This window comes from Clostridium sp. NSJ-145, from assembly GCF_021044725.1.
Classification (GTDB): domain Bacteria; phylum Bacillota; class Clostridia; order Clostridiales; family Clostridiaceae; genus Clostridium; species Clostridium disporicum_B.
In genome coordinates this window covers 138849-151845 of record NZ_JAJNOS010000004.1, presented here as the reverse complement: position 1 = coordinate 151845, position 12997 = coordinate 138849, and the positions used below count along the sequence as shown (strand labels likewise).

At 29.0% G+C, this 12997-nt stretch carries 13 protein-coding genes; 3 read left to right on the top strand and 10 right to left on the bottom strand.

Going from position 1 to position 12997, the window contains the following annotated elements:
* Position 1: 1 nt before the first annotated feature.
* The 4 genes from LQE93_RS05610 to LQE93_RS05595 all read right to left on the bottom strand — a co-directional run bounded on the left by LQE93_RS05610 (position 2) and on the right by LQE93_RS05595 (position 6184).
* A complete protein-coding gene (locus LQE93_RS05610; RefSeq protein ID WP_231072551.1) occupies positions 2 to 904 on the bottom strand; it encodes a 3'-5' exoribonuclease YhaM family protein in 903 nt (300 codons plus the stop codon).
* Between the two features lie 170 nt (positions 905 to 1074).
* On the bottom strand, positions 1075 to 2166 hold the full coding sequence (locus tag LQE93_RS05605) for an acyltransferase family protein (protein WP_231072550.1): 1092 nt from the start codon (positions 2164 to 2166) through the stop codon (positions 1075 to 1077).
* A gap of 173 nt (positions 2167 to 2339) precedes the next feature.
* Complete coding sequence (locus tag LQE93_RS05600; RefSeq protein WP_231072548.1) at positions 2340 to 4487, bottom strand: YhgE/Pip domain-containing protein; 2148 nt, start codon at positions 4485 to 4487, stop codon at positions 2340 to 2342.
* A gap of 398 nt (positions 4488 to 4885) precedes the next feature.
* A complete protein-coding gene (locus tag LQE93_RS05595) occupies positions 4886 to 6184 on the bottom strand; it encodes a VanW family protein (RefSeq protein ID WP_055263630.1) in 1299 nt (432 codons plus the stop codon).
* A gap of 188 nt (positions 6185 to 6372) precedes the next feature.
* Between LQE93_RS05595 and LQE93_RS05590 the strand changes: the two genes are divergently transcribed.
* The gene (locus tag LQE93_RS05590) at positions 6373 to 7521 is read left to right on the top strand and encodes a DEAD/DEAH box helicase (protein ID WP_231072546.1); all 1149 of its coding nucleotides are present in this window, start codon (positions 6373 to 6375) and stop codon (positions 7519 to 7521) included.
* Between the two features lie 208 nt (positions 7522 to 7729).
* Here LQE93_RS05590 and LQE93_RS05585 read toward each other — a convergent pair whose 3' ends face one another.
* Complete coding sequence (locus LQE93_RS05585; protein WP_231072544.1) at positions 7730 to 8221, bottom strand: flavin reductase family protein; 492 nt, start codon at positions 8219 to 8221, stop codon at positions 7730 to 7732.
* A gap of 266 nt (positions 8222 to 8487) precedes the next feature.
* Between LQE93_RS05585 and LQE93_RS05580 the strand changes: the two genes are divergently transcribed.
* A complete protein-coding gene (locus tag LQE93_RS05580; protein ID WP_231072541.1) occupies positions 8488 to 9333 on the top strand; it encodes a DegV family protein in 846 nt (281 codons plus the stop codon).
* A 219-nt stretch (positions 9334 to 9552) separates the two neighbouring features.
* On the opposite strand, the gene LQE93_RS05575 is transcribed toward LQE93_RS05580, so the two are convergent.
* Positions 9553 to 9891, bottom strand: a complete 339-nt coding sequence (locus tag LQE93_RS05575) for an arsenate reductase family protein (RefSeq protein WP_055263636.1) — start codon at positions 9889 to 9891, stop codon at positions 9553 to 9555.
* 202 nt (positions 9892 to 10093) lie between these two features.
* Between LQE93_RS05575 and cax the strand changes: the two genes are divergently transcribed.
* Positions 10094 to 11137: a calcium/proton exchanger gene (cax, locus tag LQE93_RS05570; RefSeq protein WP_055263638.1), complete on the top strand. Its 1044-nt coding sequence runs from the start codon at positions 10094 to 10096 to the stop codon at positions 11135 to 11137.
* 66 nt (positions 11138 to 11203) lie between these two features.
* On the opposite strand, the gene LQE93_RS05565 is transcribed toward cax, so the two are convergent.
* From LQE93_RS05565 to LQE93_RS05550, 4 genes are all read right to left on the bottom strand, one after another.
* A complete protein-coding gene (locus tag LQE93_RS05565) occupies positions 11204 to 11350 on the bottom strand; it encodes a hypothetical protein (protein WP_172675732.1) in 147 nt (48 codons plus the stop codon).
* Between the two features lie 205 nt (positions 11351 to 11555).
* Complete coding sequence (locus LQE93_RS05560) at positions 11556 to 12050, bottom strand: Gx transporter family protein (RefSeq protein ID WP_055263641.1); 495 nt, start codon at positions 12048 to 12050, stop codon at positions 11556 to 11558.
* Positions 12043 to 12390: a NusG domain II-containing protein gene (locus LQE93_RS05555; RefSeq protein WP_055263643.1), complete on the bottom strand. Its 348-nt coding sequence runs from the start codon at positions 12388 to 12390 to the stop codon at positions 12043 to 12045. The genes LQE93_RS05560 and LQE93_RS05555 overlap by 8 nt, the downstream gene beginning before the upstream one ends.
* A gap of 27 nt (positions 12391 to 12417) precedes the next feature.
* A complete protein-coding gene (locus LQE93_RS05550) occupies positions 12418 to 12744 on the bottom strand; it encodes an FMN-binding protein (RefSeq protein ID WP_055263645.1) in 327 nt (108 codons plus the stop codon).
* Between the last annotated feature and the right edge of the window lie 253 nt (positions 12745 to 12997).

The following is a 12997-nucleotide window of genomic DNA, read 5'->3' as shown; positions in this document are numbered from 1 at the left end:
ACTATAAATATAGCCTTGCTTCTAATTTTCTATCATAATCAGTCCAACCACCATCTGGATACTTTTCTTTAATCTTTTCTATCTTATTCATTGTTGCATCTACATAATCGGCATAATGCACAATATAAGACTCTTCCATATTCATATCCTTAGGGGACCCAAACTCTGGTTTTCCATGATGTTGAACAATACATCCTTTTATTCTTGCTTTAAATTCATCCGAATAAAGATTAGGCTCTGACTCAAAAGCTTTATCAAGCATTTGAATTCCTATAACTATATGACCTTCCATCTCACCTTGAAGTGTATATTTAAAAGGTCCATCGTAGCTCATCTCATATATTTTACCTATATCATGAAGTTTTGCAGCTAATATGGCAATCTCCTTGTTTTTACAATTATATCTTTCAGAAAATACTATACTTAAATACATAACCCCTAATGTATGTTCTGCGAGACCACCTATATAATTATGATGCATAGATACTCCACCAATTGCCTTTTTAAACTTCTCTAAAAATTCTTCATTCTTAAAAAAATAATTATTTAAGGCCTTTCCTTCCCTTGAAAGTATATATTCATCAGTATATAGTTCTAACTCTTCCATAATATCTTCTACTGGTCTTTTTACTGTTGGAAGATAATCTTCAATTTCATATTCATCAATAAATTCATATTTCTTAACATCAAAATTGCTATCTTTTTTACCTTCAACAGATATAACCCTACCTTCTACTATATCTCCTTTTTTAGAAGGTATAGTAGCTTTTATATCTCCACTTTTATCTGCTAATATAGCAACAACTTTGCTAGTATCTTTAAACATTATTCTCATAACCATCAAAGAAATTTTTATATTTTCTCCGCTTTTTACATCATTTAAAAATATGTCTTTATTACTCATATGTTTGCCTCCACTTTTCTCACTCTCTAAAATAGTATGTGCAATGAAAATTAAAATATTTTATTTAAAAAATGAAAAAAGCCAGAATATTTATAATCCATGGCTTTTTAATCTATTTGCAAATTTTTTAATAAACATTATTTTTTTATATGTTCAAATTATCAATCAAACTATTTCATCCCTAATAAAACATCCATAAATTTAATTCTTCTACATATCTCATAGGCTATAAATGTAAGACCAAAAGATAAGCTAATTATTAACACTATAGAAACCCATGCAGGTAAAGTTAATGGTAATATATAAAATGCTAATACTAACAAGATTGTTTGATGTAATATATATACTGGAAAAGATGCTTTGTTTAAATAAGCTAATAATTTATTGCTTTTATTTAAGTATCTAATTCCATAAGATACTATAGTTATTCCCATAATTAATGATATCGTACTCTTTAGTGTACTATCTAATATATAAACTATAGATTCTGTTTGTGTATTCCTTATTAAGAAAAAGTACAGTGCACCTAACATAACAGTTCCAATTGTTAAGGCTAAAAATAACCTTCTTTTATTAGATAATCTTTCTATAACTTCATTATCACTATAGGCTACATATCCTAGAATGAATAATAGTAAATTCGTTAATACACCTTTCCCTCCTATTGTAGGAATCATCTCTAAAGTTATTAACGCTATTAATACCCACAATAAAGACCTTTTTCCCAAAACTATAGGCTTAATTGAATCACTTATAAATTTTCCTGGCTTAGTTTTCAGCCACTTTATTATAAGAACCCCTACAATTGATATTGCAAAAAGGAATATAATAAACCAAAGATGAGCGGGACTAAAATTACCATCAAAACCCATAAAGTCACTTACATTTGTAAAAAACATTTTTAAATGACTAAAATAATTTATATTTTTTTCTCCTCTCCATAATCTAGCTAAATATGTTTGAGGTGGTACGACAACTAAAATTCCAAATATAAATGGTATAAGTAATCTTTTGACTCTTTCTTTAATATACTGACCACCACTTCTTTTTTTCAATGCAAAATAAGTTGATGCTCCTGCTAAGAAAAATAAAAGTGGCATATACCAAGAAAATGTTAATAAAATAAATATGTTAGAAAATAAATTACTATTTTCAGCTTTAACATAAAAATCTCCAAAATCAGTAAATAATGCTGCTGTATGATAAACAAATAACATCAATATACAAATATTTCTTATCCAATCAATTTCATTTCTTCTCATAAAATCCCCCACACTTTTGTTAACAATTTATTTACATTTTTATTTTATCATAGCTTAACTTCAAATAAAATAAAAAAATATATGCCTATAATAATTTATATACTTAAATATATTATAGACATATATTATATTAAATCTAATTACTATTTTATATTTACTAATTAATAGCTTCTTTATTCACCAATTCCACTCTTTTTAAAGTTTTCAACAAAACCTTCTGAAAGCTTATTTATAGGCTTCTTTAAAAGTAAAGCTACTAATAATGCTACTACTATATAAATTAGAGAAACAATAATATCTTTAGTTAATACTGACTGTACAACTCCACCAATAGCTTCTCTTGCAAAAGATATTGAATATGTAAATGGTAAGAATGGATTTATTACTTGGAAGAATCTTGGAGTTAGTTGAATTGGGAATGTTCCTCCTGATCCTGCTACTTGTAAAACAAGTAATACTATTGCTAAAACCTTACCTACATTTCCAAATACAGAAACTAAAGAATACACTATGAATGTAAATGTTATAGATGTAAATACTATTCCTGCAACAAACAATGCCGGATTAACACAATATATCTTTAGAATATATAAATCTCCTAATGCCACTATTAATGCTTGAATAATAGCAATTGTTAAATATAATAATAACTTTCCAAAATAAACTTGTGTTGGAGTATATTCTCCATGTTTTTCTACTGATAACATTGAACTTAAAAGAGTTAATCCAACCCATAGTGATAAAACTGTATAGAATGGAGTCATTGCTGTTCCATAATTACCCATTGGATATAAGTTATTCTCTACTATATTTACTGGATTGGCTAAGAAATCACTTCTCTTTGCAACATCAGCCTTCAATAAATTAACTACATCTCTCAATTCCTGTTCATTACTAATACCAGCCATCTTATCTACTAAATCATTTATCATTGCTTCAGCTTGAGGTAGAGCCTCTTTAACAAAAGCTATTCCTTCTTCACCTTTTTGAGCTCCTGCATATGCTGTATTTAGTATATCTTGTACTTGAGGTAGCTTAGCCTCTGCTCCTTTAAGTATGTCTAATGCTCCTCCTGCAACATTATAAGCTTGATTTAAGGTATCATTTAAAGCAGGTATTATTGTTGAATCATAATTTGCATATATTCCATCAGTAATATTAGCTATATCATTAGCAGCTGTAACGATATTATCTAATAGAGATAAATCTATTACTACTCCACTATCTACTTTAGTTTTAATATCGTTTAGAGTTCCTAAAGCTGTAGAAAGAGTATTGCTGATATTAGTCAAACTATCTATTGCATTACTTAAAGATCCTCCTGAGAACTTATTCAATGTATTTAAAATATTAAGTACTGAATCAGCTGTTGCTTTTAATCCATTAACCTTACTTATTAAGTTATCTACCATTGCCGGTGCATTATCAGCTCCTGAGTTAATTGCATTTTTTACCCCTTCAGTATATGTTGCAATATCCTTTGAAACTTCATTAACTATCTTAATATCTTGCTTAATAGTTGGTGATAACTTTTCTACTGCACCTTGAGAAGATGTAATGAAATTTTGTACTTCACTACTTAAATTTTGAGCATTAGTTAAAGTATCTTGAATCTTAGGAATATCATTTTGAATCTCTGTAATTAAAGTTTGAATCTTTTCTGCTCCATCTGCAGCTTTATCTACAGTATTATTTATATCACCAAAACTTCCTTGAATCTTTACTAACGAATTATATATTGTTGTTATTTTAGGAATTTGCTCTTCTAGTTGTATTCCTACCTCATTGGCAACTCCAAATATAGCATTACTAACTGTTTCAACTATTGATTTAGTTACTTGTTCCTGAAGTGCTGTTGCACCTTTGACAGTAATCTTAGGTGCTATTGCATTAACTTTCTCATTAACAGTATAAATAATTTCTCCCTTTGTAACATTGTCACTTAATATGGATGTTAAATTCTTTGAAAAATTTTCTGGGATTGTTATGCTTGCATAATAATTTCCATTTTCAACATTTCTTTCAGCTTCTTCTTCTGATACAAATTGCCACCCAAGCTGCTTATTGTCTTTAAGTTGACCTATAACTTCATCACCTATATTAATATCCTTACCACTAAAATTAGCTCCCTTATCAAGATTAACAACCCCAACTTTTATTCCACTGGTTGCGTCCTGTGAATACGGATCCCATGATGCCTTAATATTAAACCAAGCATATAAAGATGGTATTATACATAAGGCAGCTAGAACAATAATAGCTGCATAATTCTTAAATATGCTTCTAATATCATCCTTATAAATTTCAAATATCTTTTTCATCTTTTGTATCTCCTTATTACTATTAAATTAGTTCTCTTAGTATTATTTGTATATATTGTGACAAATATTACTTTACTTTTTTCATTTGCATTTTAAATAAAACCACTCAAGCAACAATTGTAATCATATCCACATATAACTGTACTTCTATTAACTCCCCCATTCTCTCGAATTTATCTGTATATTATCATACTCATTATTATTTATAAGTCAAAATTCAAATTCTTTTATTTTCCCATCAATTTAGTTGTATTTTCATAATTAATTGTGATTAGCTTTTATTTTCTCAAAAATAGTTATACTTTAATAATCAATTTTTAGTTCTCTATATTTTTATTTTGTAAATATAATAAAAGGAGCTGTTTATAAAAACAACTCCTTAAATATAAAATATTTTTTTAACTAAAAGGTTTATAGACACTACTATCTAAATATACTTCTGATACACATTCTCCAGCTGAATTATATCCATATAAATAAGTATCAGCAGATAATGCTCCTGTTTGATAAGCTTTTGGCTCATAAGTTATTCCACCAGTAGCTTGGCTATTAGACCAAAACTCAGCAGTTATTGAACCACCACTAGAATATACATTAACAACAATTGGATAATCATAAGGATTTGTAAACACTAAATCTGGCCATTCATCACCTATAGTAGCATCTAAGCCTTGTGGAACATAACCAACAGTCATTTCATGATATGTTCTAAAATCAGGAATTATTCCTGCTCTAAGCTCAGCATTATATATAGTACTAGAAATCTGACATACTCCTCCACCATATCCTGGAACTACTTTCCCATTAAGATAAGTATTAGCAGCAACAAAACCATTTTCTGCTGTAGTAGGTCCTATAGCTTCTACAGTTGAAAAAGAATCTCCAGGCATAAGTAAAACATTACCTATCATACTAGCTCCTCTTTGAATGTTTGTCCCACTTGGTCCTGCTGAAAAATAAGTTGTATATGAAGATATTTTTGTATCTACTGTTTGTAACGCTGCAGTTGTTATTTCTGGATCTACCTCTTCAAGATTTCCTTCAATCGAAACAAGGTCATCACCATTAACATCTTCTAATGCTGTTTTTATATTTGTAAATAACTCTTCTTTATTTAATCCATAACCAACTTGTCCATCTGTTACACTTATAGTATCCCAACTTATACTTATACTTGCATTTACTGCATCAACCTTAACTTGTTCAGCTATTGTATCTATGAATTCAGCAATTTTATCTTCATTATAAAGTATTTCAAACTCATAACTTCTACTTTCCGGTTCTTTTATAAGAGAAAGTTTTTCTTTAAAATTCTTATCTTTTCCAAAGTTCAAAAGTTCATTTTCAAAAGTCTCATAATCTATAGTTGTATCTAGATTTAAGTAACTTTTATCAAAATTAGAATCGCCAACAGCAACATTTATTTTTCTTGAAGAAATTTCATTAACCATTTCCTCTAAAACATTATGCAATTGACTCTTAGTAAATCCTGATACATCAGTATCTAATACAAAAGTTCCTGGATATACCTTATCTTCATAACTATTAACAAGTTTCTTATTTTCTGAATTAGTATAAGCTGCAGTAAATCCAACTAACACAAGCACTGCTAATACTGCAAAAAATAATATTTTCTTTCGTTTACTGGTAGGCTTTACTACTACTTCATTCGTTTGTGGTGCAATATTATTATCCATACACTTCTCCCCTATAACATAAAAGTATTATTCCATTTAATAATTCAATAGTTATATTATATAACTTTTAGTATTTTTTTACAATTAACATTCCTTTATCTTTTTCCGATAAAGTTAGATATAAGTCTACATAAAAATTTATTTTATTGTATACTAATATAGATAATAATAAACTTAAGGAGAAAAAAATGATTAAAACATTTAATGAACTTGACTTAAATTTAAATATAATAGAAGGTCTTAAAAAGCAAAACATTACAGAACCTACATTAATTCAACAATTAAGTATTCCAAAAGCATTGGAAAACAAAGATATTATTGGTGAAGCTCATACTGGTAGTGGAAAAACTTTAGCTTATCTTATTCCTTTATTCCACAAAATAAACACAGAAAAAAGAGAAATGCAAGCTATTATACTTGCTCCAACTCACGAACTTGTTATGCAAATAGAATCTCAAATAAAATTACTTAATACAAACTCTGAAACAAACGTAACTTCATTAACTATAATGGGTGAGTCAAATATTGAAAAGCAAATAAAAAAATTAAAAGATATTAAACCTCATATAATAGTTGGTTCTCCAGGTAGAATATTAGATTTAATAAGAAAGAAAAAGATAACTGCTCATACTATAAAAACTATAGTAATAGATGAAGCTGACTCATTACTTCGTAACAATAGAACTAGCGTTATAAAAGATATTATAAAAACAACTATGAGAGATAGACAGCTAATGTTCTTCTCAGCTAGTATAAGTGCAGAAGCTTTAAAGGAAGCTAAGTCATTAGTTAAAGAAGATGTTGAAATAATTAAAACTGAAAGTAAAACATCTCTAAATCCTAACATAGAACATATATGTATTTTGGGTGATAATCGAGATAGATTCGAAAATTTAAGAAAGCTACTTGCTGCTGAAAGACCTAAAAGAGCTATAGTTTTCGTTAACAATAATACAGAAATGGATGTACTTACTAATAAGCTTGCACATCATAAAGTTAATGCAATCTATATAAGTGGTAAATCTTCTAAGGAAGATAGAAAAAAAGCTATAGATGCATTTAGAAGTGGAAAATGTAACGTTTTAGTTTCTTCAGATTTATCTGCAAGAGGTTTAGATATTCCTGATGTTACTCACATAATAAACCTTGACTTCCCTGGAAGCTCAAATGAATATCTTCATAGAGCCGGAAGAACTGCTCGTGGCTTAGGTTCAGGAAAAGCTATATCTCTAATAACAACAAAAGAAATCAAGTGGATAAATTCATACGAAAAAGAATTTAAAATTAAATTTATTCCTGCAAGACTATATATGGGTAAATTAGAAAGACTTGATTAATGCCTAAAAGTAAGTGAAAGGTTGCTTCGCAAGATCAAAGTTTTGACTTCGTCAAAGATTAAAATCTTCTTCGCAGAGTGGAAAGTTGACTTATAAGTAGAAAGAGCTTGATTTATTCAAAAATTTCTACTTTAGCTGCTTTTCCCTTTTTGCGTAAGCAAAACCTTTCCCTTCACCATAGGTGACTTTTTACTTTGCCGTTAGGAAACTACTTTGCGTAGCACTCTACTATTTCTCCATAGTAGATATAATGATAGTCATCTTTAGGATAATTCTTCTTTAATTCCTCCGGAAAGCTATCTTTGTGAATTCTATCCACATAAGTGATTTTACACTCATAGTACATATTGCAATTATCTACTACTGGCGTTTCTGTAAGCTTCGCTGGTACAAATTTTATATTTGCTTCCTTTTCTTTATCTATATCTCTTCCTGATTTTGTTCCACAAATAGTAAGAGCTTTTTTCATTTCATCACTATATGGAATACTTATAGTATAATCCTTAGCAGTTTGTATAAATTCATAAGTATATCTTTGAGGTCTTACCATAGCTACAAAAAAGGGTTTATTCCAGCTATATCCTACATACCCCCAGGAAATAGTCATAGTGTTTACCTTACCATTTTCTTTTACTGTTAAAAAAGCACCTCTTTTAGTTAGGTTCTCCATTGCCTCTGATAAATTTTCATAAAATTTCACTTTAACACCTCCAATATTTTCTATTATATCATATATGTCGTATATGCTAAAAATGAACCGATTCCAATTCCCTCTCAAAATAAAATATAAATAATACTACTTCTTAAAACCTAATATAAAGTAACTTCTTGCCAGCTCTAATATTTATCTAATATTTTAACATAGTTTTTATAACTACATATTGCACTGTTAATATTTATGTGTTATTATTTTTACAAAGCAAATATTAAGATAATCAAAGTATTTTTTTATAAAAGGAGGCCCTTATGAATAAAATTGCGTTAATCACAGATAGCACTTGTGGATTACCAAAGAAATATATAGATAAATATAATGTACACATTGTAAATTTAAAAATAATATATAAAAGTGGTGAATTTATAGATGGAATTAATATCACCGCTGATGAAGTCTACTCTAGAATTGAAGAAGAATTACCAACTACATCAATGCCTTCTGTACAAGATGCATGTGATTTATATGATAAACTTATCAGCGAGGGATATACCCATGCTATTATTCTTCCAATCTCTTCTGGTTTATCAGGAACTATAAACAGCTTTAGATTAGCTAGTGAACAATATGATGATAAAATAACTTCATTTATCTTTGACACAAAAATTCTCTCTATGGCCGTTGGATTAATAGTAATAGAAGTTGGAAAAATGATTAACAATGGAGAAAGTTTCGATACAATCTGTAAGACTATCCCTACCCTTAGAGAAAAAGTTAATATGTACTTTACTGTGGATACCCTAGAGTATTTAATTAAAGGTGGGCGAATAGGAAAAGTAACCGGTGGTATTGGAGAAATGCTTAACTTAAAGCCTATAATAACTATGGCCGATGACGGTAGCTATACTAATTTTGCAAAAGTTAGGGGATCAAAGCAAGCATTTAATAAACTAGTGAAACTTGCAACAGAAATCCTTGACCGTGGCAAGGGAAGAGTAATAATTATGACTGGTACAATGCATAAAGAGGCCGAAGAGTTAAAATCTATACTTGAAAAACATCCAAACACAACATTTATGCACTGTGGAACCATAACTCCTGCAGTAGGCATACACTCTGGTCCTAGACTTCTAGCCGTTGCTGTTATGGAAGAATAGAAATAAATTGTTCGCTAAGCTCACAGGTGAAAGGTCGACTGCATAGAGTCCAAAAGTGCCTACGGCAGTCCAAAGGATTTACTTCGTAAATGTCCAAAAGCTTTTTTAACTCTAAGTTATTACTCTTGGTTATTGTAAATCTTTTGGCCGTCACAAAGTGACCTTTTGGACTTTGACGAAGTCAAACTTTTGCCCAAAGTGCTTCGCACTTTATTTCTATTACTCCCATTCATTCCATACTTCTGGTTTATATCCTACTGTTGCTTGTTTTCCATTTCTAACTATAGGAGTGACATATACTGAAGGATTTTTAAATAATATTTCTTCTCTCATATCTGCAGTTCTTATTTTATCTAAATTTAACTTTTTATAATCTTTTGCTGATTTATTTATTAAATTTTCTAGTCCAACAGAATTTTTAACACTAGATAATTCACCTTTACTTAATGATTTTTCTTTTAAATCTATAAACTGAAAATTAATTCTTCGTTCTTTAAAATATCTTTCTGCTTTTTTAGTATCAAAGCATTTCTTAGTTCCAAATATCTGTATATTCATTTTTACACCTACCTATCTTTTTATAAGGAAACTCACTACTCATATACATTCGTAGGAGTAAGTTCATTTTAGTAAATCAAAGATTTAGAAATTCACTTACAGTATATCTTAAATTGATTTATTATCCAATTATTTTTTACTAATAATAATATTTATTATGGAAAAAATATATTATATATTTATATGATAGGTTGTGATAATTATGAAGATATTAAAATTTATGTTAATTTTCATACCAATTAGTATAGTTGGTAAGTTTATGAATTTTTCTCCATCTATTATGTTTATTTTAGCTGCATTATCAATAATTCCTTTAGCAGGACTTATGGGTGAAGGCACTGAAGAAATATCCTTTTACTCTGGCCCTAAAATTGGTGGATTCTTAAATGCTACCTTTGGTAACGCAACAGAGCTTATAATATCTTTTTTTGCCCTTAAAGAAGGTTTATTTGAAGTTGTTAAATCTTCAATATCTGGAGCTATAATAGGAAATATTCTTCTTGTTCTTGGTGCTAGTATGTTTGCTGGTGGCTTAAAGCATAAGGTTCAAAAATTTAATATAAATGTTGTAGAAACTACTTCTAGTATGCTACTTTTTGCTGTAATAGGTTTATGTATACCAGCTGTTTTTACTCATACTTTAAATCAATCATTATTAAATACTCGTTATGAAGGTCTAACTTTAGTAGTTGCAATAATTATGTTCATATTGTATCTATGCAGTTTATTCTTTTCTTTTTTTACTCATAAGGATTTATATTCCGTGACATACGAAGAAGAAGGAAAAGCTAAATGGTCATTAAAAAAAGCTATTATCGTGTTAGTAGTAGCTACTATATTAATTGCCATTGAAAGTGAATTTTTAGTAAGTGGAGTTGAAGATATTACATCCAAATTAGGTTTAAGTGAATTTTTTGTAGGTATAATATTAATCCCTATTATAGGTAATGCTGCTGAGCATACTACAGCTATTACAATGGCATTAAAAGATAAGATGGATGTGGCTCTTGAAATAGCTCTAGGTTCTAGTTTACAAGTTATACTATTCGTTGCTCCTATACTTATATTTTTAAGTCTATTATTCACACCAATGAGCATAATTTTTAACCAATTTGAACTTGTTGCTTTGATAGTATCAGTTCTTATTGCAAACAAAGTTGCAGGAGATGGTCAATCAAATTGGCTTGAAGGTGCACAATTAATGGCTGTATACCTTATAATTGCTGCAGGTTTCTTTATTATATAATTAAAAACTGCAATAAAATTGGCATATTAAATAGCTTTTTTAGCTTATTTAATATGCCATCATTTTTTAATAATTATTTTTTTCTTCTGAATTAAAAACTTTGGATAGGTCTATACCTAACTCTCTACAAGCTTCTTCTAGGCTACAACCCATTTCATCTACATATTTAGCTACATACGAATTCAAATCAATTTGTGCATATGTGCATTCCATCCCTATTCCTCCTAACCTTTAATTATTATTACTTATATAAAACTATTATTAAACTATTTTATGTATGTCTTACAAATTTTTACACCGGTATAACTTGTCCTATTATTATATATTATTTTTTCTTAAAATTCTATATTTTTTAATTTTTCTGTCAATTTATTTATATAAAAAAACAAGAAGCTAAAAATTAGCTTCTTGTTTTTAACTATGTAAATTTTACTCTTGAACTTGTTTCTTTTGCTGCAATTCCAACTAATATTCCTGTTGGAATAGCAGTTATAAATAATATTGGTAATATTGCAGCTAGTGCAACATTATTATATAAGAACGTAATAACTATTATTTGTCCTATATTATGAAATACAGCACTTATAATAGAAATTCCTATCATCGATTGCTTTGTGAACTTCTTCATAAAGATAATCGCTAAACTACTTAATAGTACTCCACCACTTGATATCCAAAAAGTACTTGTTAAGAATGTTCCTCTTAATAGAGATCCCAATAATACTCTCATAGAGTTAACTAAAATAAGTTCTTTTACATCAAAAAGTTCCATAGTTACTAAAGCAATAATATTTGCAAGTCCTAGCTTTGCTCCATATGGCAATGGTACTGCTATCATACTTTCAAATACCTGTAGCGCTATAGCCATAGATGTAAGCAATGCTAAGTAAATAAGTCGCTTAGTCTTACTCATCAAACTGGCCTTCCATTCCAACCATTACTTCATTAGGTAAGCATAGTATCGGTAAATATCCGTCACTGTCTACCCAGCCCATAGCTGAACAAACATGGTTTGGACACTCTTCATCGGTAATTCTAAACTTACCATCCTTAACCTCTACTACAAGCTCTCCATAACTACCTTGAATAGTATATCTTCCATCCACTTTAGGATCTAGTCTTTCAACAACTGTATTGCCGTGTATAACTTCTATAGAAGGTCCTTTAGGTCTCATAAGTGTATATCCTATCCAAATTATAAGACTTATTCCTATGATTATAGTAATTAACTTTATGTCTTTTTTACTTAGCATAAACTTCACCCTTTGTTTTTTATTATACTATTTAGATTCTAAAGCAGATTTTACAGCATCAATAATTGCAGTTGATGTTACTGTAGCACCTGAAACTACTTCAACATCAGCTGAGTTAGCTTCTACTATTTTACCTGGAAGCTCTTCTATAGCTTTTGATCCGATTCCTTGAGTTTCGCTATCTCCTGTTGCAGTAACAGCTGTGATTTTATCTCCATCAACTGTAACTTCTACAGTAACTTCTCCACCGAAACCTTCAGCTTTTCCAGTTAACTTTTCTCCTGATTCTTTGCTTCCGCATCCTACTAATAATGTTGCTGCTAATAATGTAGCTGCTATAACTCTTAATTTCATAATCGAGTCCATCCCTTCCACTTATATTTACATTAATATTATTAATGTAAAGTTAATTTATTGTCAATGCTTTTTAATTAAAGAAAATTATGAATTTATTTTTAAATAAAATTCATAATCAACGCAGACAAGCTATAGCCTTATTTCCATTGTAAATCTCCACAAACCATTTAGCTATTTCTTACATTTATAGAATTAAATTAATAAATTTCACAAAAATCAGTAATTCAAATCGACATTATACAATAATTTT